This is a genomic window from Ancylobacter oerskovii (assembly GCF_018390555.1).
Lineage (GTDB): Bacteria > Pseudomonadota > Alphaproteobacteria > Rhizobiales > Xanthobacteraceae > Ancylobacter > Ancylobacter oerskovii.
In genome coordinates this window covers 241,824-262,936 of record NZ_JAHBGB010000019.1, presented here as the reverse complement: position 1 = coordinate 262,936, position 21,113 = coordinate 241,824, and the positions used below count along the sequence as shown (strand labels likewise).

Genomic DNA, 21,113 nt, shown 5'->3' with positions numbered 1-21,113 from the left:
GACCTCTTCTGGAGACTACCGATGTCGGATGGACCGCACGCGGACCTCGATCCCGCCCTGGTATCGACGCGCAGCGTCGAGCTGGCGGTGATGGCGCTGCTCCTGTGCCTGGCGATCTTCCTCGGCTGGGACAATTGGCGCCTCGGCGCCGGCTGGGCGCCGGACGGGCCGCAGCCCGGCTACTTCCCCTTCTATCTGGCGGTGCTGCTCGGCGGCGCCAGCCTGTGGGGCATCGCGGCGGCGCTGCGCAGCGAGGAACTGCGCGAGGAGATCTTCGTCGGCCGCTCCGCCTTCGGACGGGTGCTGCGGGTGTTCCTGCCCACGATCGGCTTCGTGCTGCTGGTGCAGCTTATCGGGCTCTATGTGGCGAGCTTCGTCTTCATCGCCGCCTTCATGGTGTTCGTCGGCAGGCTGGCGGTCTGGAAATCGCTGCTCACCGGCTTCGTGTTCTCGGCGCTGATGTTCTACGTCTTCGACGTCCAGTTCAACGTGCTCATGCCCAAGGGTCCGCTCGAAGCGGCCTTCGGCTTCTGACGGGAGGACGTGATGGAAGCTCTCGATTCCCTTCTCCACGGCTTCGGCGTCCTGCTGACCTTCCACAACATGCTGCTGATGCTGGTCGGCATCTGCCTCGGCATCCTGGTGGGCGTGCTGCCCGGCCTCGGCGGACCGAACGGCGTCGCCATCCTGCTGCCGCTCACCTTCACCATGGACCCCACCTCGGCCATCGTGCTGCTGTCCTGCATCTATTGGGGGGCGCTGTTCGGCGGGGCGATCACCTCGATCCTGTTCAACATTCCCGGCGAGGCGTGGTCGGTGGCCACCACCTTCGACGGCTACCCGATGGCGCAGAAGGGCCAGGCGGCCGAAGCGCTCACCGCCGCCTTCACCGCCTCCTTCTTCGGCTCCATCGCCGCGGTGATGCTGATCACCTTCCTGGCGCCGTGGATCGCCACCTTCGCGCTGCGCTTCGGGCCGCCGGAATTCTTTGCCGTCTACCTCCTGACCTTCTGTTCCTTTGTCGGCCTCGGCAAGGAAGCCCGCCACAAGATCGTCATCTCGCTGGCGCTCGGCTTCCTGCTGGCGGCGGTCGGCATGGACACGGTGTCGGGCGAACTGCGCATGACCTTCGGCTCGGTCGAAATGCTGCGCGGCTTCGACTTCCTGGTCGCGGTGATCGGCCTGTTCGGCATCTCCGAGATCCTGCTCGCCATGGAGGAGCATCTCGCCTTCAAGGGGCAGGAGGCGAAGATCCGCCTGTCGGTGGTGTGGCGCACCTGGCTGACGCTGCCGCGCTACTGGGTGACCCTGCTGCGCTCCTCCGCCATCGGCTGCTGGCTGGGGGTGACGCCGGGCGGCGCCATCGCCGCCTCCTTCATGGGCTACAACCTCGCCAAGCGCTTCTCGCGTGACGGGGCCAATTTCGGCAAGGGCAAGATCGAGGGCGTGCTGGCACCGGAGACCGCCGCCCATGCCGCCGGCACCTCGGCGCTGTTGCCGATGCTGGCGCTGGGCATTCCCGGCTCCGGCACCGCGGCGGTGCTGCTCGGCGGCCTGATGGTGTGGGGCCTGCAGCCCGGCCCGCTGCTGTTCGTCGAGCAGAAGGACTTCGTCTGGGGCCTGATCGCCTCGATGTATCTCGGCAACATCGCCGGGCTGATCATCGTGCTCGCCACCGTGCCGCTGTTCGCCTCGGTGCTGCGCGTGCCCTTCGCCACCATCGCGCCGATGATCATCGTGTCCTGCGCCATCGGTGCCTTCGCGGTGCAGAACGCTATGTTCGACATCTGGCTGATGCTCGGCTTCGGCGTGGTCGGCTACCTGTTCAAGAAGACCGGCATCCCGCTGGCGCCGATGACGCTGGCGCTCGTGCTCGGCGACAAGGCGGAGGATGCCTTCCGCCAATCGATGATCGGCCTCGATGGCGGGCTCGGCATCTTCTGGTCGAACAAGCTGGTCGGCACCATCACCACCCTGGCGCTGGTCATGCTGTTCTGGCCGCTGATCGGCAAGCTGATCGACCTCGCGCGCGGTTCGGGGCGCCATGAACCGGCCGGGGCGGCCGGGAGCGGAAGCTCGCGCGCCTGATCCGGCGACGGACAGCGCCGCATGGACGGACCACACCCGACGGCCCCCGCCAAGACGGGGGTCAGTCGAGCAGCCCCGTCTGGCGAAGCTCGTGCAAATGCTCGCGCAGCGCCGCGATCAGCGCCAGCACGCTGGCCGCCCGCCGGCGGTGGCGCAGGGACACGATGCCGGCCGGCCGGCTGACCGACATCAGCGGGACCGGCACCATCCGCACCGCGCCGCGGATGAGATCGCCCGCCAGCATCAGGCGGGGAAGCACGGTCACGACATCGCTGGCGAGGATGAGCTCGCGGATGAACGAGATCGAGGTCGAGCGCAAAGTCGGCCGGTCCGGCAGCAGGTTGGAAAAGGCCAGCACCGAATCCACCTCCTGCCCGAGCCGCTGCTCCAGCGACGGCAGCACCAGCCCATAGCGGCGCAGCGCGGCGACATCGGGCTCCCCCTCCTCGAACAGCGGATGGCCGGCCCGCGCCAGCATCGAGATCGGCTCGTGATAGATGGTCTCGCGCTGCACGTCCTTCGAGGTATCGGCCTCGTAGAGGCGGCCGACGATGAGGTCCAGCTTGCCGCTTTCCAGCTGCGGCATGAGTTCCACCGTGCGTCCCTGCACCAGGCGGATGTCGAGATCGGGATTGGACACGCGCAGGCGGCCGAGCGTCGCGGGGAGCACGCTCGACGCCGCGGTTGGCAGGGCGCCGATCACCAGCGTGCCGGCGAGGCCCTGCTCGATGAGGCCGATATCGTCGCCCAGCCGGTCGACCAGCGACAGCATGGCGCGCCCGCGCTCGACGACCGCCCGGCCGAAGGGATTGATCATCACGCCGCGGGGCATCCGGTCGAAGACCGGCTGGCCGAGCACCGCCTCGATCTCCCGCACCGCCTTCGATACCGCCGGCTGGCTCAGCCCCAGCTGGTGCGAAGCGGCGAGGAAGCTGCCCTGCTCGGCGACGGCGATGACGATTTCCACCTGCCGCAGCCTCAGCCGGCTGCTCAGCTTCTGACGCATGATGCGGTGTCCGTCCTGCCCTGCCGCCGGTGATCGCGACGGGCGATGCGTGCCCGCCGCCAAGCTTGTCGATATCCGCCCCGGCTTGTCCAGCCTTGCCGGCGGCCGGCGCTGTTCGCCGGGGCCGGCATCGGCTAAGCCAGTCGCAGCCACGCGCCCGCAACCGGAGGCCGCCATGCGTATCGACGTGCTGGGACTGCAGGCCTTCGTCAGCATCGCCGAGCGCGGCAGCTTCCGCGCCGCCGCCTCGCACCTCAACCTGTCGCAGACCGCGCTCAGCCACCGCATCCGCAAGCTGGAGGAATCGCTCTCGCTGCAGCTGCTGGTCCGCACCACCCGGCAGGTCACGCTGACCCCGGCCGGCCTCGCCTTGCTGCCGCGCGCCCGCAAGGTGTTCGAGGAGCTGGGCACCACGCTGGAGGACCTGCGCAGCACCGCCCGCGAGGCGCAGGAGCGCGTGGTCATGGGCTGCCTGCCCACCGTGGCGATGCGCTGCATGCCGGACGTCATCGCCGCCTTCATCGCCCGCTATGGCGACATACAGGTGATCGTCCACGACAATTCCGCCTCGGAGATCGCCGACAAGGTGCAATCCGGGCGGGCCGAGTTCGGGGTGACCATCGTCTCGGCCAATCGCTGGGACCTTGAGCTCCAGCCGATCGTGAAGGAACCGTTCGTCCTCGTCTGCCATCGCAGCATGCCGCTGGCCGGCGCCGGGTCGCTGGCCTGGGCCGAGCTCGACGGCGTGCCGCTGGTCCGCATCAGCTCGGAAACCGGCAACCGCATCCTCATCGACGATGCGCTCGGCTCGCGCAGCGAGAGCCTGCTCTGGAACTACGAGGTGCAGCGCGTGGTCACCGCCGTGAGCCTCGTGCGGGCGCGCATCGGCTATGCCGTGGTCCCGAAGCTGGCCCTCGACGTGGTGTCGAGGGACGACATCGTCGCCATCCCGCTGCGCGCGCCGACGGTGACCCGCACGCTTGGCATCATCACCCGCAAGGGCCTGCCGCTGAGCCCGGCGGCGCAGGACCTGCTGGACCTGGTGGTGGCCTCGCTGCATGCGAGCATCGCCGCCGACTGATAGATGCAAGACCTGCATCAATCGCTGCAAAACTCTCATTTGATTCAGCAATGCTTTGCCCGCAACCTTGGTGACGACGCAACCGGGGCATGCCTGCACGCACGCTGACGACACCGCCGGCGCTGACGACCGGCGGGGCTGCATGCAGGCGCCCGGCGGAGCGCGGCCTGAAGGCCGCGCCAACAACAAAACGCCACAGAACATTCGGGGAAACGCCTCATGTCCCTCAATCGCCGCAGCTTTCTGGCGAGCACCGGCCTGGCGCTCGCAGGCTCCGCCATGGCCCTCCCGGCCAGGGCGGACGACAATGTCGTCAAGATCGGCCTCATCGCTCCGATGACGGGCCCGTTCACCTCCACCGGCCGCATGCTGGAGGAAGGCGCCCGGCTCTACATCAAGCAGGCCGGCGACACCGTCGCCGGCAAGAAGATCGAGCTCGTCCTGCGCGACGACACCGGCGTCGCCGACGTCACCAAGCGCATCGCGCAGGAAATGGTGGCCAATGACGGGGTGAAGATCCTCACCGGCTTCGGCCTGACGCCGCTGGCGCTGGCGGTGGCGCCGCTCGCCACCCAGGCCAAGGTGCCGGAGATCGTGATGATGGCGGCGACCTCGGTGGTCACGGAACGCTCGCCCTTCATCGTCCGCCCCGCCTTCACCCAGGCGCAGACCACCGTGCCGCTCGCCGACTGGGCCTATGACAACGGCATCCGCAAGGTGGTGAGCATCGTCGCCGACTACGCACCGGGCCTCGATTCCGAAGCCGGCTTCAACACCCGCTTCAAGGCCAAGGGCGGCGAGGTCCTCGAAGCCATCCGCGTCCCGCTCAGCACCCGCGACTTCGCGCCCTTCCTCCAGCGGGCGGTCGACGCCAAGCCGGAGGCGCTGTTCGTGTTCGTGCCGACCGGCCTCGGCGCGGCGCTGATGAAGCAGTTCGTCGAGCGCGGCCTCGACAAGTCCGGCATCAAGGTGCTCGGCGAAGGCAGCGTCACCGAGGACGACATCCTCACCCAGATGGACGATTCCGTCCTCGGCATGATCACCGCGCACCACTATTCCGCGGCCCACAGGAGCGCGGAGAACGCCGCCTTCGTCGCGGCCTTCCGCAAGGCCTATGGCCACCGGCCCAACCACATCGCCGTGCAAGCCTATGACGGCATGCACCTGATCTACGAGGCGCTGAAGAAGACCGGCGGCGCGACCGACGGCGCGGCGCTGGTGGCGGCGATGAAGGGCCTGTCCTGGGAGAGCCCGCGCGGGCCGGTCACCATCGACCCCAATACCCGCGAGCCGATCCAGAACATCTACATCCGCCGCGTCGAGCGCGTGGACGGCGAACTCTACAATGTCGAGTTCGCCACCGTGCCCAACGTCAAGGACCCGTCGAAGGCCGGGCTCTGACCCGAACCGCGGAGGAACGAACCATGCTCAATCGACGCTCCCTCATCGCGGGGCTCGGCCTCGCCGGCGCGTGCGCCCCCACCCTGCTGCGCGCCCAGGCGGGCGGACCGGCACAGGCCTGGCCCTCGCAGGTGGTCAAGATCGTCGTGCCCTTCACGCCCGGCGGCAGCACCGACGTGCTGGCCCGGCTGATCGCCGCCAAGATCGCCCCGGCGCTCGGCGGCCCCGGCTTCATCGTCGACAACAAGCCCGGCGCCGGCGGCACCATCGCCGCTTCGGCGGTGGCCAAGGCCGCGCCCGACGGCCACACGCTGATGATGGGCCATATCGGCACGCTCGCCTTCAATCCCGCCCTCTATCCCAACCTGCCCTACGACCCGATCCGCGACTTCCAGCCGGTGGCGCTGGTGGCGTCGGTGCCGAACATCCTGGTCGTCAATCCGGAACTCCCGGTGAAGGACTTCCAGGAATTCGTCGCCTACGCCAAGGCCAATCCCGGCAAGCTGAACTACAGCTCCGGCGGCCAGGGCAGCGCGGCGCACATCGCCGGCGCCTACCTCGCCTACAAGGCCGGCTTCCAGGCCGTCCACATTCCCTACAAGGGTACGGCGCCATCGGTGGTCGACCTCGTCGCCGGCGTCGTGCAGTTCACGCTGACCGGCGGGCCGGCCGTGCTGCCCTTCGCCGCCAAGGGGCAGCTGAAGGCGCTCGGCATCGCCAGCGCCGCGCGCGCCTCCTTCGCGCCGCAGCTGCCGACCCTCGCCGAGAGCGGGCTGCCGGGCTTCGAAGCGGTGCAGTGGTACGGCATCGTCGCGCCGGCCGGCACGCCGCGCGAGATCGTCGACCGGCTCAACCGAGAGATCAACGCCCAGCTCTCCACCCCCGAATTCGCGGCGGTGCTGGAGAGGGACGGCGCGGTCGCGATGCCCCGCACGCCCGAAGGCTTCGGCGAGCTGATCGCCGCGGAACTCCCGGTCTGGCGCGAGGTCATCACCCAGGCGCAGATCACCGGCGGAGGCTAAGCGATGCAACAGCGGGTCAGGTGCATGCTCGTCAGGGGCGGCACGTCCAAGGGGGCCTATTTCCTGGCGAGCGAGCTGCCGCAGGAGCGCCCGGCCCGCGACGCCCTGCTGCTCGCAGTGATGGGATCGCCGGACAAGCGCCAGATCGACGGGCTGGGCGGGGCACACCCCCTCACCAGCAAGGTGGCGATCGTCTCGCCCTCCGCCGATCCCGCCTGCGACGTCGACTTCCTGTTCGCGCAGGTAGGCGTCGAGACGGCGAGCGTCGACACCACGCCCAATTGCGGCAACATCCTCGCCGGCGTCGGTCCCTTCGCCATCGCCCGCGGGCTGGTGAGGACCGAGGAGCCGGTGACGACGGTGCGCGTGCGCACGCTCAACACCGGCACCATCGCCGACCTGCGGATCGAGATCGAGGGCGGCGAGGCGCGCAGCGAGGGCGAGGCCCGGATCGACGGCGTGCCCGGCACGTCGGCGCCGATCAATATTGGCTTCCGGGACACCGAGGGCTCGGTCTGCGGCGCCCTGCTGCCGACCGGCAACGCCGTGGACGTGGTCGACGGCGTCGAGGTGACGCTGATCGACAACGGCATGCCGGTGATCGTGCTGCGCGCCGCCGATGTCGGGCGCACCGGCTATGAAAGCCGCGAGGCGCTCGACAAGGACACCGAGCTGAAGGCGCGCATCGAGCGCATCCGCCTCGCCGCCGGGCCGCTGATGCATCTCGGCGACGTCGCCGGCAAGGTGGTGCCGAAGATCACGCTGGTGGCGGCGCCACAGGCCGGCGGCGCCATCGCGACGCGCAGCTTCATCCCGCACGAATGCCACGCCTCGATCGGCGTGTTCGCGGCGCTCACCGTCGCCACCGCCGCCGCCCTGCCCGGCTCGCCGGCGGCCTCGGTGGCCCGGCTGCCGCCGGGGCGCGAGAAATCGGTGTCGGTGGAGCATCCCACCGGCGAGTTCACCGTGCACCTGACGGTCGGCGGCACGCCGGATCGCCCGGTGATCGAGCGCGGCGGCCTGCTGCGCACCGCTCGCCTCCTGATGGACGGCTACGCCTATGTACCGGCGCGCGCCGCCTCGGCACCGGCCGGGGCGCTCCGTGCCGCCGAATGATCAAAACCGAGAGGATCCAGTTCGCATGTCGAGCCTGCAGAAGACAGGTCTGGTCGTCACCGCGCATCCCGGCGACTTCGTGTGGCGGACGGGCGGCGCGGTCGCGCTGCACGTCAAGCGCGGCTACCGGGTGAAGATCCTGTGCCTCTCCTATGGCGAACGCGGCGAGAGCCAGTTCGCCTGGAAGAAGGCCGGGGTGAAGATGGAGGACGTCAAGGCGCAGCGCCGCGACGAGGCCGAGCGCGCCGCCGCCATCCTCGGCGCCGAGATCGAGTTCATGGATGCCGGCGACTACCCGCTGCGCACCACCGAGGCGATGCTCGACCGCGCCGTCGACATCTTCCACGACCTGAACCCGAGCTTCGTGCTCACCCATTCGCTGCAGGACCCCTACAACGTCGATCATCCCGAGGCGACCCGCTTCGCCCAGGAGGCGCGCATCATCGCCCAGGCCGCCGGCCACAAGCCGGATCCGAACCGCCCCTATTCGGCGCCGCCGGTGTTCCTGTTCGAGCCGCACCAGCCGGAGCAGTGCAATTACAAGCCGACGCTGATCCTCAACATCGACGAGGTGTGGGAGGTGAAGCGCCGCGCCTTCGAGGTGCTCGCCGCCCAGCAGCACCTCTGGGAATACTACACCCGCGTCGCGCTCAATCGCGGCATGCAGGGCGGGCGCAATTCCGGCCGCTCCATGACCTATGGCGAGGCCTATCAGCGACTGTTCCCCGAAGCCGTGGAGATCCTGGCATGAAGCCCGTCGTCATTCGTACCAGCAAGCGGGCCGACGCCGCCGACATCGCCACCCTCGGCGAGCTCGGCGTCTCCACCACCCATGAGGCGTTCGGCCGGCTCGGGCTGATGAAGCCCTATATGCGGCCGATCTATCCCGGTGCGCAGATCGCCGGCACGGCGGTGACGGTGCTCGCCCAGCCCGGCGACAACTGGATGCTGCATGTCGCCATCGAGCAGGTGAAGCCGGGCGACATCGTGGTGGTCGGCTGCACCGCCGACAATACCGACGGCATGTTCGGCGACCTGCTCGCCACCTCGCTGAAGGCGCGCGGCGGCATCGGCCTCGTCACCGATGCCGGGGTGCGCGACGTCAAGGTGCTGAAGGAGATGGGCTTCCCCGTCTGGGCCAAGGCGATCTCCGCCAAGGGCACGGTGAAGGCGACGCCCGGCAGCGTCAACGTGCCGGTGGTGTGCGGCGGCGTGCTGGTCAATCCCGGCGACGTGGTGGTGGCCGACGATGACGGCGTCGTGGTGGTACCGCGCCTCGAAGCCGCGGCGGTGGCCGCCGCCGCCCGCCAGCGCGAGGCCAATGAGGAGGAGAAGCGCCGGCGCCTCGCCTCCGGCGTGCTCGGCCTCGACATGTATGCGATGCGCGAGCCGCTCGCCAAGGCCGGCCTCGTCTATATCGACGACCCGGAAGGCTGAGCGCGATGCTGACCATCCTCTTCGACGGCGTGGCCTACGGGATGCTGCTCTTCATCCTGGCGTCCGGCCTCGCCGTCACGCTGGGCCTGATGAACTTCGTGAACCTCGCTCACGGGTCCTTCGCCATGGCGGGAGGATACGTCACCGTGGTGCTGATGCAGCGCTACGGCATGGGCTTCCTGGCGACGCTGCCGGTCGCCTTCCTGATGCCGGCGCTGATCGGCGCCGTGCTGGAGCGCACGCTCTACCGGCCGCTCTACGACAAGTCGCATCTCGACCAGGTGCTGTTCTCCATCGGGCTGGTGTTCATGTCGGTGGCGGCGGTCGACTACTTCATGGGCTCGCAGCAGCAGCTGGTGCATGTGCCGTCCTGGCTGCAGGGCCGCTTCGACATCGCCGGCACCGGCATCGGCCGCTACCGCAGCTTCGTCATCGGCGTCTGCATCGTCGTCGCGGTGCTGCTGCAGTTCGTGCTGGCGCGCACCCGCTTCGGCAGCCAGCTGCGCGCGGCGGTGGACGACCAGCGCGTCGCCCGCGGCCTCGGCATCGAGGTCGGCCTGCTGTTCACCCTCACCTTCGCCGTCGGTTCCGGGCTGGCCGGCCTCGGCGGCGCGCTCGGCGCCGAGATGCTCGGGCTCGATCCCACCTTTCCGCTGAAATTCATGATCTACTTCCTCATCGTGGTGACCGTCGGCGGCCGCGCCGGGCTCATCGGCCCCTTCATCGCGGCCCTGCTCATCGGCATCGTCGACGTCGCCGGAAAATATTACGTCCCCGAAGCCGGCGCCTTCCTCATCTACGCCCTGATGATCGTGGTGCTGCTGTTTCGCCCGCAGGGCCTGTTCGCGGTGGCGCGATGACGGCCGGCACTCCCTCCGCTCCCCTGCCCGCCTCCCCCCTGCCGCCCGAGATCGTGCCCGCCGCGCCCCCGCCGGCACCGCTTGCCCGGGATGTCGCGCCGGCCGAGCAGGCGGTACGGCGCGCACGGCGCTGGAAGCCCGCCGAATTCCTGTTCTGGACCGTCGCGCTCGTCGCGCCGCTGGTGCTGCCGCGCTCCATGCTGCTGATGAACGAGATCGCGATCCTCGCGCTGTTCGCGCTGTCGCTCGACCTCATCCTCGGCTATGCCGGCATCGTCTCCCTCGGCCATGCCGCCTTTCTCGGCGTCGGCGCCTATGCCGCCGGCCTGTTCGCGCTGAACGTGAACGCCGACCCGCTGGCCGGCCTGCTGGTGGCGATGCTCACGGCGTCGGCGTTGGGCTTTCTTTCCAGCTTCCTGGTGCTGCGCGGCACCGATCTCACCCGGCTGATGGTGACGCTCGGGGTGGCGCTGCTGGTGTTCGAGGCGGCCAATAGCTGGCGCTCGCTCACCGGCGGCGCCGACGGGCTGCAGGGCATCGCCATGGATCCGGTGCTCGGCCTGTTCGATTTCGACCTCAAGGGACGCACCGCCTATCTCTATTCGCTCGCCGTGCTGTTCCTGTTGTTCCTGGCGGCCCGGCGGATGATGGGCTCGCCCTTCGGCCTGTCGCTGCGCGCCATACGCGACAACCGGCTGCGCGCCTCCGCCTCGGGGGTCGGGGTCAATGGCCGGCTTGTCGTCGTCTACACGCTCGCCGCCGCCTATGCCGGCGCCGCCGGGGCGCTGCTCGCCCAGACCACCCAGTTCGTCTCGCTCGACGTGCTGGAGTTCCACCGCTCGGCCGACCTGATGCTGGTGCTGATCATCGGCGGCACCGGCTGGCTCTATGGCGGGCTGATCGGCGCGGTGCTGTTCGAGCTGTTCCAGGACGCCGTCGCCGCCGCCACGCCGCAATACTGGCAGTTCTGGGTCGGGCTGCTGCTGGTGGTCTTCGTCTCCGGCGGCCGCGAGGCGGTACACAAGGCCGGCGCGGCGCTGCGCCGCAAGATTGCCGGCCTGAAGATTGCCGGCCTGTTCGGAGGCCGCCGCCCATGAGCGCCCCGGTTCTCGAGACCCTCGACCTCGTCAAGCGCTTCGGCGGCCTTCTCGCCACCAACAGCGTCTCCTTTACGCTGGAGCGCGGGGCGCGCCACGCGCTGATCGGCCCGAACGGCGCCGGCAAGACCACCTTCGTCAACCAGTTGACCGGCGTGCTGAAGCCTTCCGGGGGCGCGATCCGTCTCGAAGGGCGGGACGTCACCCATAGCCGGCCGGAAGCGAGGGTAAGGCTCGGCATGAGCCGCACCTTCCAGATCAACCAGCTTTTCCGCACCATGACGCCGCTGGAGATGCTGCTGCTCGTGCTCGGCGAGCGCGAGGGACGCGGGCTGCACCTGTGGAGCCGGCTCGACGCGCGCGCGGATCTGGTGCGGGAGGCGGCGGCGATCGCCGAGCGCTTCCGGCTCGACGACGTGATCGGGGAAACGATCGCCACGCTGTCCTACGGCAAGCAGCGCCAATTGGAGATCGCCGCCGCCTTCGCCGCCCGTCCCAAGGTGCTGCTGCTCGACGAGCCCGCCGCCGGCGTGCCGGAAGCCGAGCGGCAGGACCTGCTCAACATCGTGTCCGAGCTGCCGGCGGAGGTCAGCGTGCTGCTGATCGAGCACGACATGGATCTGGTCTTCCGCTTCGCCACCCGCATCACCGTGCTGGTGAACGGCACGGTGATCGCCGAAGGCGAGCCCGCCGCCATCGCCGCCGATCCGACGGTGCGGGCGGCCTATCTGGGCGGAGAGAGCGGCGATGCGTGACCTGTTGACCGTCGAAGGACTGTTCGCCGGCTACGGCCAGGCCGCGGTGCTGCACGATATCGGCTTCCGCCTCGGCGAGGGGCGCAGCCTCGCCCTGCTCGGGCGCAACGGCGTGGGCAAGACGACGCTCCTCAACAGCCTCATCGGGGTGACGCGCCGCACGGCCGGCGCCATCCGGCTGGGCGACGCCGACGTCACCGCCTTCGCGCCGGAGAGGCGGGCGCGCGCCGGCATCGGCTGGGTGCCGCAGGAGCGCAACATCTTCCGTTCGCTCACCGTGATGGAGAACCTCACCGCCGTCGCGCGTCCCGGCCCATGGACGCCCGAACGGGTGTTCGGCATGTTCCCGCGGCTCGGCGAGCGGCGGGCCAATATGGGCGACCAGCTCTCCGGCGGCGAGCAGCAGATGCTTGCCATCGGCCGCGCCCTGGTGCTCAACCCGAAGCTGCTGCTGCTCGACGAGCCGACCGAAGGCCTCGCCCCCATCATCGTCGAGGAGCTTCTGAAGGCGTTGCGCGACATCTTCCGCGCCGAGGGCCTCGCCGCCATCATCGTCGAGCAGCACGCCCACAAGATCCTCAAGATCACCGACGACGCCATGATACTGGAACGCGGCCGCATCGTGCACCAAGCGACCAGCGCGGCCCTGCGCGACGACGCCGCGACGCTGCAGGGCTTCCTCGGCGTGGCACGCTCCCCCGCGCCGGCGGCGGAGCGCGCCGGCAGCGCCCGGCCGCCAGGCGCGGCGCACTGAGAACGGAAAGAAAGCAGGCAGGAAATGACGCCCGAACCCATCCACGACATCGCCCATCTCGCGCATGTCGAGCTCCTGACCGACAAGCCCGCCGAAAGCCTCGACTTCTTCGTCAACATCCTCGGCCTCACCGAGAGCGGGCGCGAGGGCGACAGCGTCTATCTGCGGGCCTGGGACGACTATGAGTTCCACACGCTGAAACTTACGGCCGCCTCCCGCACCGGGGTCGGCCATATCGCCTACCGGGCGACCAGCGAGCAGGCTCTGCTGCGCCGCGTGGCGGCGATCGAGAAGCTCGGCGCCGGCATAGGCTGGGTGGACGGCGATCTCGGCCACGGGCGCGCCTATCGCTTCCACGACCCCGACAAGCATGTGTTCGAGATCTATTTCGATACCCGCAAATATGCCCCGCCGCCGGACGAGCGCCCGGCCCTGAAGAACCAGGCGCAGCGCAATCACGGCCGCGGATGCGCGGTGCGGCGCATCGATCACCTGAACCTGCTCGCGCGCGATGTCGGGGTGATCCGCGACTTCCTGCCGGCGGCGCTCGGCAGCCGGGTGACCGAGCAGATCGTGCTGGATTCCGGCGAGGTAGCCGGCTGCTGGTTCACCATCAACAACAAGAGCTACGACATCGCCTATACGCGCGACTTCACCGGCAGCGAGGGACGGTTTCACCACGTCACCTATGCGGTCGACCAGCGCGAGCATGTGCTGGAGGCCGCCGACTTCTTCCTCGAGAACGGCGTGTTCATCGAGACCGGGCCGCACAAGCACGCGGTGCAGCAGACCTTCTTCCTCTATGTCTACGAGCCGGCCGGCAACCGGGTGGAGGTCGCCAATGCCGGCGCCCGCCTGATCCTCGATCCCGACTGGCAGACCGTCACCTGGACCGAGACCGAACGGAAGAAGGGGCAGGCCTGGGGCCTCAAGACCATCGAGAGCTTCCATACCCATGGAACCCCGCCGGTCGTTCGCGGCGACCGGTAGGAGGCGGCACCCGGGCCGGCAAGGCCCGCGCCACGGACCGGGCGCCTCCTGGCGGGCGCCGGGAGCCTGCGGCATGGGCGGGCCGGTCGTGCGTCATCCGCCCCCCGCCGCGCGACATGCCATCGGCGGGCGCAAGCACACGGCGCCACACGCCCTAAGGGAATCCATAGTTTTCAATCTGTCCGCGATAAACTATCTTGCTCCCTTCGAACAATATCGACCGCGTCGAACGGGGAGACGACAGATGACGGTAGATTGGTTCGCCGGCAAAGAGTTCACGAGTAACTTCGCGTCGAAGAGAGTGGATATCTGGACACCAATTCTCGGACGATGGGCTGAACTGCCGATCAATGTACTGGAATTGGGATCGTATGAGGGAAGCTCGGCGGTTTTCTTCGCCCGCTTTTTTCCTTCCGCCAAAGTCACCTGCATCGATACCTTCTGGGGACCCTACGAACGCCTGTTCGATCAGAACATCGCGGAGTTCGGCGACCGCGTGGAGAAGATCAAGGGAAGCGGCGTGACGGCGCTCGACCGGCTGAAGGAACAGCGACGGAAATTCCAGCTGATCTATCTCGACGGCGGCAAGAACCGCGACCACACGCTCGGCGCCAGCCTGCTGGCCTGGCCGATGCTGGGGCCCAACGGCGTCTTGATCTGGGACGATTATCACTGGGGAACGGCGGCTCCGCCCGAGCGACGCCCGCATGACGGCATCGATGCCTTCCTCGCCCTGCACAAGGGCGAGTACAGGGTTCGCTACAAGGGGCCCCAGATGATCATTCAGAAAAATCGGGCCAAGAAGGCGCTGCCCGCCAAGGCGCGCGCCAAGATGATCTGAGCATGAGCGGAAAAGCCTCGCCGGCGACCGGCCGGCGGGGCAGCGCCGCAGCGACGGCAGGCGTGCCGCCGATCGGTGTTGATCGCCGCGCTCACTCCGGCGCCTTGTGGATCGGATCGACCCAATAGACCGCTTCCGGCTTCTCCACCGGGTCGACATCGGTGATGTTCACCACCACCGCCTCATTGTCGGAACGCACCAGCACGCATTCCAGCGGCTGGTTCGGATCGGCGTTGATCTCCTGGTGCGGCACGAAGGGCGGCACGAAGATGAAGTCGCCCGGCTCGGCCTCGGCGACATATTCCAGCCGCTCGCCCCAGCGCATGCGGGCACGCCCACGCACCACATAGATCACGCTTTCCAGCTCGCCGTGATGGTGCACGCCGGTCTTGGCATCGGGCTGGATGGTGACGGTGCCGGCCCAGATCTTCTGGGCGCCGACACGGGCATGGTTGATCGCCGCCTGGCGGAACATGCCCGGCGTCTGCGCGGTGTTGGCGTCGAGCCGGTCGCCCTTGATGACGCGCACGCCATTATGTTTCCAGTGGTCCTCCGCGTGATCGTGGTCATGCGGATGGTCGTGGGAATGCTCGCTCATCGCCTCGTCCTGTGCTTCACACCACAAACGGTGGCCGCGCGCGGGTGGCTGGGCAGCCCGGATGAGGGGTGATCCTCGCCCGCTCGCACCGGCCTGCCCGGGCACATCATCGTAACCGGGGAAGCGCGGATCGAGATAGCCCGCCGCACAGGCCCCGCGGGGCTAACGCGCGTGCCCCCTCACGGCGGCGCCCGCATCGCCGAGACGAACGCCGCCCATCGCTCCTCGAACAATGCCGGCAGTTCGGCCGCTGCCGCATCGTCTCCCAAGCGGATCCGGTTGTTCACCCCTTCGAGCAGGTCCACCAGAATCCCCGCCGTGCGTTTCGGGTCGCCCGGCCGCAACCGTCCGGCCGCCATCGCCGCCTCCACGGCCGCGACCAGCGGCTCCAGAGTGGCGAGGGACCATTGCGCGAGCCGGGCGCGCAGCGGGGACGAGCGCACCGCCTCGGCACAGAGCGAGAGATAGAAGCCGGCATAGGCCCGGGACGCACCGATCTCCACATAATGCAGGGCAACCTGCCGGATCACCTCGACGGGTCCCGCCGGGGCCGCTGCCTCGGACGCAGCGCATAGAGCCTGCCGGAACCGGCCGATGTCGCGCTCGACAACCGCTTGCAGCAACGCCTCCTTGTTCGCGTGGCGCCGATAGAGGGTGTGCTTCGAAATGCCCAGCCGGGCGGCGATCTCGTCCAGCGATCCGTTCGTGACACCCCTCTCGCAGAACACGGCGCGGGCGCCATCGAGGATGCGCTCGCCCAGCAGGGCAGCCTCGGCCTTGCTGGGACGGCCAGATGACTTCGCCATGCGCTCTCGCCCCAACCCGCAACGGCACGCACCCGTTGCGTTTCCCGATGCCAATCAATAAAAGCACGATATAGTGCCGTTTTCCAGAGGTAAGGTTGCATGGCCTCGATCCGCATCGCCGGGCTTGTCCTCGCCACATCCGACGGGCGAACGCTTCTCGACGGCCTCGATCTGAATTTCGGCAAGGAACGCACCGGGCTCGTGGGGCGCAACGGCATCGGCAAGTCGAGCCTGCTCCGCGCCATCGCCGGGGAGCTGGCGCCATTGGCCGGAAGCATCCAGCGGGAGGGAAGCCTCGCCCTGCAGAAGCAATCGGTGCGCTTTCCGCCGGGCGAGACGATCGCCGATCTGTTCGGCGTGGCGCACCAACTTGCCGTCCTGCGCCGCGCGGCGGCGGGACGGGCCGACGCCGAGGAGCTGGTCGATGTGGACTGGTCGCTCGAGGAGCGCATCGGCGCGGCCCTTGCCCGGCTCGCGCTTCAGGCCGATGCCGGGACACCGCTCTCACAGCTTTCCGGTGGCCAGGCGACCCGCGCCGGCCTTGCGGCCGCGATTTTCCGCGAGCCCGACTTCCTGCTGCTGGATGAGCCGACGAACAATCTCGATCGCGCCGGCCGACGGGCGGTAATCGACCTCGTCGCCGGCTGGCGCTCGGGCCTCGTCGTGGTCAGCCACGACCGCGAACTGCTCAAGCAGGTCGACGCCATCGTGGAGCTGACCTCGCTGGGCGCTACACGCTATGGCGGCAACTGGACGGCCTATCGCGCGCGCAAGGCGGTCGAACTGGCGGCGGCGAGGCACGAGCTTGCCCATGCCGAGAGGACGGTGGCCGAGATCGGCCGCAAGGCGCAAGCCACCGCCGAACGCCAGGACCGGCGCGCCGCGGCGGGAGCCCGCAAGGGCGCGCGCGGGGACCTTCCGAAAATCCTTGTCGGCGGACGAAAGAGCAGTGCCGAGAACAGCCGTGGCGACGGCATCCGCCTCGCCGAACGTCGTCGGAGCGAGGCGCAGGACGCCGCCGCCGAAGCGCGGGCGAATATCGAGATATTGCAGCCTCTTTCCATCACGCTGCCCTCGACCGGCCTGGCGGCCGGGCGAAGAGTGCTGGGATGCGAGAATGTCACCGCGGGCCATGATCGGGACGATCCGGTCATTCGCGACCTGTCCTTCGAGATGATCGGACCCGAGCGCGTGGCGCTCGTCGGACCGAACGGCTCGGGCAAGACGACGCTGCTACAGCTTGTCGCCGGCACGCTGCGCCCCTTTGCCGGCCGCGTCTCCACCGTGCCCGACCATGCGATGCTGGACCAGCATGTCGGCCTGCTCGACCCGGGCGCCACCATCCTCGACAATTTCATGCGCCTCAATCCGGCATCGAGCCACAATGCCTGCCGGGCCGCGCTTGCCGGCTTCCTGTTCCGCGCCGAGGCGGCGCTGCAGCCGGTTGGCGGGCTCAGCGGCGGCGAGATTCTGCGGGCCGGACTGGCCTGCGTCTTCGGCGGGACCCGGCCACCCTCGCTGCTGATCCTCGACGAGCCGACGAACCATCTCGACCTCGACTCCATCGAGGCGATCGAGGCGGCACTTCGTGCCTATGACGGCGCCCTGCTCGTCGTCAGCCACGATGAGAGGTTTCTCGAGAACATCGGCATGACGCGGCGCCTCGACCTCGCCCATTCACCGGCGTGATGCAGCCGCAGAGGGCCGCGAACCGGCGGAATTAGCCCGGGAGACGCCATGCGTTTTCGGAAGGATGGAATGGCGCGCCCGAAAGGATTCGAACCTCTGACCCCCAGATTCGTAGTCTGGTGCTCTATCCAGCTGAGCTACGGGCGCCCGGCCTGGGTCGTGAAACCCGTCGGCCTTGGTCGCGGAGGCGGTGCCCCTCGCGAGAGGCCCGTCAGCTACCCTGTTTCGATGGACAATGCAACATCCCTGTCACACCCACCGCTACCGAAAGCCGTCGATCTTGTGGACAGCCACCCCGGCCGGCCGTGGCGCGATCCCGCCGCCTAGCGCACTTCGAACGGGAGATTCGCCGTCGCCGCCGCGCCGCGCCCGTCGCGTAGCTCGACGAAAAGTCTATATTTTCCAACAGGTAGAGCCCGCACGCGCGCGCCCTTCGCGGTCGTGACGGCGGCGTCCGCCACCACATTGGCATCCGGCTCGAAATCGCCGGCGACGGTGCGGATGCGCGATTCCTCCCGCACGATCCAGCGAACGTCCAGCGCATCGCCATCGGGATCCACCGCCTCCAGCTCGACCTCCCAGCTCTCGGAAGCCCCGACACTGGCATAGGGCTGGGAGGGATCGCCGACGAGACGCAGCTGGGCGATCCGCGGCGCGCGGTTGCCGCCGGGCGTATGCCCGCCCCAGGCGTCCGCCATCGATTCGGAGGCTTCGGTCCATTCGCCGGAGGGCAGGTGCAGGCTGTGCCAGCTCGGCGTGACCTCCTGCTTCCAGCCCCACAAAAACAGAATAATCCCAACGTCTTGCTTCTCCAGCGCCGCGATGTAGCGCCTCAGCTCGATCGCCTTCTGGGTCGAGGTGAGCTCGAAGGGGGCTCCCCACGGAGCGGTCGCGGCCTGCCACTGGCCGCGGGCGCCGAGCTCGGTGATGACGACCGGCCCGGTCCAGCCCTGGTCGCGGGCACGGGCGACGACGGAATAAAGCGCGTCGCCATACGCGTTTACGCCGAGCACATCGATGCTCGGCGCCGCGTCGCGCAGCTTGCGGACCTTGTCGGTGCCGGTCTCGGCCAGCACGGCGATGCGCGGATGCGACGGGTCGACGGCCTTCACCATCGCCGCCACCTCCTCGATGGCCGGCCAGACGGCGCGGTCGTCGGCGAGCTCGGATTCGACCTCGTTGCCGATGCCCCACATCAGCAGGGCCGGATGTTCCTTATATTTCTCAACCGTTTGGCGGAATTCGGCAAGCTGCTTCTCCGCGAAGGCGCGGTCGGCATAATCGACGCCGCGGCGCGGGTGCTCGAGCCAGAGCCCCACGATCACCTTCAGCCCCGCCTTCTCCGCCGCGTCGAGAACCGCGCCGGGATCACCGCCATAGGTGCGCACGGTGGTGGCGCCCAGCCCCGCCAGCTCGGACAGCCTGTCCTCGCCGGCCGCGCCGCGGACATGGAAGGCCTTGCCGTCGACGAGGAGACCGGTTCCCGACACGCTGACGGTGGCGGCCATGGCGGCTCCGGCCAGTAAAGTGAGGTGTACGATCAGGCCGATCTGGCCGATGAGGCCGGCGATCGGGCGCAGGAAGCGGATGCGCGCCGGGCGGCGCCCGGGATCAGCCATGCGACCGCAGGGCCCGATGGGCGTCGAGGTCGACCGGCCGGTCGGGGATTCGCAGCTGGAAGGTGGCGCCGATGGTACCCGGCACCAGCCGGATTTCGCCGCCATGCGCCTGCATCAGCTCGGCGGCGATGGCGAGGCCGAGGCCGGTGCCGCCGCGCCGCGCCGAGCCCTGGAAGGCCTCGAAGAGATGCGCCCGCGCCGCCTCCGGCACGCCCGGCCCGGTATCGGCCACCTCGATCACCACGCTCGATCCCTCGCGGCGCCCGGTGACGCGGATCTGGTCGCGCTCGGGATCGTTGGGCGCGCGGGCGGCCAGCGCCTCCAGGGCGTTGCGGCAGAGATTGAGCAGCACCCGGAACAGCTGGTCGGGATCGGCATCGACCTTCAGGCCGCGCTCCACCGCCTCCACCCAGCCGATGGCCGGGCCATCCCCGGCATCGAGCCCCAGCGTGCCGTGCACGTCGCCGATCAGCGGCGCCAGCGCCACCATGCGCCGCTCCGGCGGCGGCTCCTGCGCCTTGCCATAGGCGAGCGTGTGCTCGCAATAGGCGATGGCGCGGTCGAGGGCGGCCTCGAGCTTGGGCGCGAAGCGCTGCACCGCCGGGTCGCGGATCATGGCGAGGCGGTCGGAGAGCAGCTGCACCGAGGCGAGCAGGTTGCGCAGGTCGTGATTGATCTTGGAGACCGCGAGGCCCAGCGCCGCCAGCCGGCTCTTCTGCTGCAGCGTCTCGCGGATCTGGCGCTGCATCTCCATGAATTCGCGCTCGGCCTGGCCGATCTCGTCCATGCGGGCGGTGGGATCGAGCGCGGCCGGCACCGCGCCGGGCGCCTCGCGGAAGGCGACCATGCGCTGGGTGAGGCGGCGCATCGGCCGCACGAACATCCAGGCGAGGCCGAGATAGATGAGCCCCCCGGTCAGCGCGGCGATGATCAGCGACACCAGCACCAGATTGCGGGTGAAGCGCAGCATCGCCTTGCGCAGCGGCGTCTCGTCGATGACGATCTCGACGAAGCCGCCGAGCCGCGGCGGGGTGCCGACCACGCGGATGATGCGCCCATCGGGCGCGAACAGCGTGTCCACCGCCTCGCTCACCGCCTGCCACGGCGTGACGTCGCGCAGGTCGACATGCAGGTCCACCTCGGGCGGCATGTCGGTGGAGGCCAGCAGCCGGCGGGTATCGTTGCGCTTCAGGGCCACGGTGATGGCGCCGACGCTGCCCAGCAGCTCGCGGGTGAGCTCGGGCGCCACCATCTCCTGCGGCGCCACATCCAGCACCAGCGCCGCGGTGCGGGCGGCGGCGAGCCGGTCGGACAGCCAATTGACGCGGTAGGCGGCGATCGACGGCACGATGATCAGCAGTTCCGCCAGCACCACGAAGGCGACGGTGAAGGCCAGCAGCTTGCCGGACAGGCCGAGATGGCGCGCCCAGCCCGACGCGGCCCGCCCCTGCGCGGCCGCTCCCGGCGCCGCCGCGGCGAGCGGCGGCGTGCGCTCGGCGAGCGCAGCCTGAGGCGAGGCGGCATCGAGGGGCGTCGTCATCGCAGCCTTGTCCAGTGGCGGCCGATCGCTCGGCCGGAACGCGCCGTTACGGAATCGCGCGTCGCACGGAATCGTGAAACACATATAGGTGCGAATGCGGCCGTGACGAGACCGTCCCGCCGCCGGATCGTGCCGGGGCCGGGCCGGGACGCGCCCTTCGGCACGAGATCGGGGCACGACCCGGCGGGGATCGCGCGCCAGGGTTCCCGCCCATGTTCGCGGCGGCCGCTGCCGATGCCGCCGGCGAAACAAATGCCCGCGCCGCTCTTTCCAAAGGCCGCGTTCCCGCGTTGACTTGTCTGCCCCATCCCCCTATAAGCCGCCTCCGAACCTCGGCTGCCCTGGCGGCCGGGCTGCCTCCCATATTGACGCATGAGTGCCGCCCCTTCGGTGGCGGCCGGCGGTCAAGGGCG

Annotated in this window: 20 protein-coding genes and 1 tRNA gene; 15 read left to right on the top strand and 6 right to left on the bottom strand. The window is 69.3% G+C overall.

Going from position 1 to position 21,113, the window contains the following annotated elements:
• The first annotated feature begins 21 nt into the window (after nucleotides 1-21).
• Together KHC19_RS10090 and KHC19_RS10085 are read left to right on the top strand one after the other, a co-directional pair.
• Nucleotides 22-534: a tripartite tricarboxylate transporter TctB family protein gene (locus tag KHC19_RS10090; protein WP_213352215.1), complete on the top strand. Its 513-nt coding sequence runs from the start codon at nucleotides 22-24 to the stop codon at nucleotides 532-534.
• A gap of 12 nt (nucleotides 535-546) precedes the next feature.
• Nucleotides 547-2,088 (top strand): tripartite tricarboxylate transporter permease, encoded by a 1,542-nt coding sequence (locus KHC19_RS10085; RefSeq protein WP_213352214.1) that lies wholly within the window; start codon nucleotides 547-549, stop codon nucleotides 2,086-2,088.
• A 61-nt stretch (nucleotides 2,089-2,149) separates the two neighbouring features.
• Here KHC19_RS10085 and KHC19_RS10080 read toward each other — a convergent pair whose 3' ends face one another.
• Nucleotides 2,150-3,094 (bottom strand): LysR substrate-binding domain-containing protein, encoded by a 945-nt coding sequence (locus tag KHC19_RS10080; protein WP_213352213.1) that lies wholly within the window; start codon nucleotides 3,092-3,094, stop codon nucleotides 2,150-2,152.
• Between the two features lie 175 nt (nucleotides 3,095-3,269).
• Between KHC19_RS10080 and KHC19_RS10075 the strand changes: the two genes are divergently transcribed.
• The 12 genes from KHC19_RS10075 to KHC19_RS10020 all read left to right on the top strand — a co-directional run bounded on the left by KHC19_RS10075 (nucleotide 3,270) and on the right by KHC19_RS10020 (nucleotide 14,448).
• On the top strand, nucleotides 3,270-4,175 hold the full coding sequence (locus KHC19_RS10075) for a LysR family transcriptional regulator (RefSeq protein WP_213352212.1): 906 nt from the start codon (nucleotides 3,270-3,272) through the stop codon (nucleotides 4,173-4,175).
• Nucleotides 4,176-4,394: 219 nt separating this feature from the next.
• Nucleotides 4,395-5,576, top strand: coding sequence for an ABC transporter substrate-binding protein (locus tag KHC19_RS10070; protein ID WP_213352211.1), 1,182 nt, complete (start codon nucleotides 4,395-4,397; stop codon nucleotides 5,574-5,576).
• Between the two features lie 23 nt (nucleotides 5,577-5,599).
• Nucleotides 5,600-6,598, top strand: a complete 999-nt coding sequence (locus tag KHC19_RS10065; protein WP_213352210.1) for a Bug family tripartite tricarboxylate transporter substrate binding protein — start codon at nucleotides 5,600-5,602, stop codon at nucleotides 6,596-6,598.
• 3 nt (nucleotides 6,599-6,601) lie between these two features.
• Nucleotides 6,602-7,714 carry a 4-oxalomesaconate tautomerase gene (locus tag KHC19_RS10060; RefSeq protein WP_213352209.1) on the top strand — a complete coding sequence of 371 codons (1,113 nt, stop codon included), beginning with the start codon at nucleotides 6,602-6,604 and terminating at the stop codon, nucleotides 7,712-7,714.
• A 25-nt stretch (nucleotides 7,715-7,739) separates the two neighbouring features.
• Nucleotides 7,740-8,465, top strand: coding sequence for a PIG-L deacetylase family protein (locus tag KHC19_RS10055; protein WP_213352208.1), 726 nt, complete (start codon nucleotides 7,740-7,742; stop codon nucleotides 8,463-8,465).
• On the top strand, nucleotides 8,462-9,151 hold the full coding sequence (locus KHC19_RS10050) for a 4-carboxy-4-hydroxy-2-oxoadipate aldolase/oxaloacetate decarboxylase (RefSeq protein ID WP_213352207.1): 690 nt from the start codon (nucleotides 8,462-8,464) through the stop codon (nucleotides 9,149-9,151). Before KHC19_RS10055 ends, KHC19_RS10050 begins: the two co-directional genes overlap by 4 nt.
• Nucleotides 9,152-9,156: 5 nt before the next feature.
• Complete coding sequence (locus KHC19_RS10045; protein WP_213352206.1) at nucleotides 9,157-10,011, top strand: branched-chain amino acid ABC transporter permease; 855 nt, start codon at nucleotides 9,157-9,159, stop codon at nucleotides 10,009-10,011.
• Entirely contained in the window at nucleotides 10,008-11,108 is a 1,101-nt protein-coding gene (locus KHC19_RS10040) for a branched-chain amino acid ABC transporter permease (RefSeq protein WP_213352205.1), read from the top strand. The genes KHC19_RS10045 and KHC19_RS10040 overlap by 4 nt, the downstream gene beginning before the upstream one ends.
• Entirely contained in the window at nucleotides 11,105-11,863 is a 759-nt protein-coding gene (locus tag KHC19_RS10035) for an ABC transporter ATP-binding protein (protein ID WP_213352204.1), read from the top strand. The genes KHC19_RS10040 and KHC19_RS10035 overlap by 4 nt, the downstream gene beginning before the upstream one ends.
• Nucleotides 11,856-12,617, top strand: a complete 762-nt coding sequence (locus KHC19_RS10030) for an ABC transporter ATP-binding protein (protein WP_213352203.1) — start codon at nucleotides 11,856-11,858, stop codon at nucleotides 12,615-12,617. The genes KHC19_RS10035 and KHC19_RS10030 overlap by 8 nt, the downstream gene beginning before the upstream one ends.
• Before the next feature lie 24 nt (nucleotides 12,618-12,641).
• Nucleotides 12,642-13,607 carry a VOC family protein gene (locus KHC19_RS10025; protein ID WP_213352202.1) on the top strand — a complete coding sequence of 322 codons (966 nt, stop codon included), beginning with the start codon at nucleotides 12,642-12,644 and terminating at the stop codon, nucleotides 13,605-13,607.
• 244 nt (nucleotides 13,608-13,851) lie between these two features.
• The gene (locus tag KHC19_RS10020; protein ID WP_213352201.1) at nucleotides 13,852-14,448 is read left to right on the top strand and encodes a class I SAM-dependent methyltransferase; all 597 of its coding nucleotides are present in this window, start codon (nucleotides 13,852-13,854) and stop codon (nucleotides 14,446-14,448) included.
• Nucleotides 14,449-14,539: 91 nt separating this feature from the next.
• Here KHC19_RS10020 and KHC19_RS10015 read toward each other — a convergent pair whose 3' ends face one another.
• Entirely contained in the window at nucleotides 14,540-15,046 is a 507-nt protein-coding gene (locus tag KHC19_RS10015) for a cupin domain-containing protein (RefSeq protein WP_213352200.1), read from the bottom strand.
• Between the two features lie 179 nt (nucleotides 15,047-15,225).
• Complete coding sequence (locus KHC19_RS10010; protein ID WP_213352199.1) at nucleotides 15,226-15,852, bottom strand: TetR/AcrR family transcriptional regulator; 627 nt, start codon at nucleotides 15,850-15,852, stop codon at nucleotides 15,226-15,228.
• Between the two features lie 99 nt (nucleotides 15,853-15,951).
• Between KHC19_RS10010 and KHC19_RS10005 the strand changes: the two genes are divergently transcribed.
• Nucleotides 15,952-17,541 carry an ABC-F family ATP-binding cassette domain-containing protein gene (locus tag KHC19_RS10005; RefSeq protein ID WP_213352198.1) on the top strand — a complete coding sequence of 530 codons (1,590 nt, stop codon included), beginning with the start codon at nucleotides 15,952-15,954 and terminating at the stop codon, nucleotides 17,539-17,541.
• Between the two features lie 70 nt (nucleotides 17,542-17,611).
• On the opposite strand, the gene KHC19_RS10000 is transcribed toward KHC19_RS10005, so the two are convergent.
• The 3 genes from KHC19_RS10000 to KHC19_RS09990 form a co-directional block, all read right to left on the bottom strand.
• Nucleotides 17,612-17,688 (bottom strand) — tRNA-Arg (locus KHC19_RS10000).
• Between the two features lie 176 nt (nucleotides 17,689-17,864).
• Nucleotides 17,865-19,160 carry a glycoside hydrolase family 2 TIM barrel-domain containing protein gene (locus tag KHC19_RS09995; RefSeq protein ID WP_246548615.1) on the bottom strand — a complete coding sequence of 432 codons (1,296 nt, stop codon included), beginning with the start codon at nucleotides 19,158-19,160 and terminating at the stop codon, nucleotides 17,865-17,867.
• Nucleotides 19,153-20,700, bottom strand: a complete 1,548-nt coding sequence (locus KHC19_RS09990; protein WP_213352197.1) for a sensor histidine kinase — start codon at nucleotides 20,698-20,700, stop codon at nucleotides 19,153-19,155. Before KHC19_RS09990 ends, KHC19_RS09995 begins: the two co-directional genes overlap by 8 nt.
• Nucleotides 20,701-21,113: the final 413 nt, after the last annotated feature.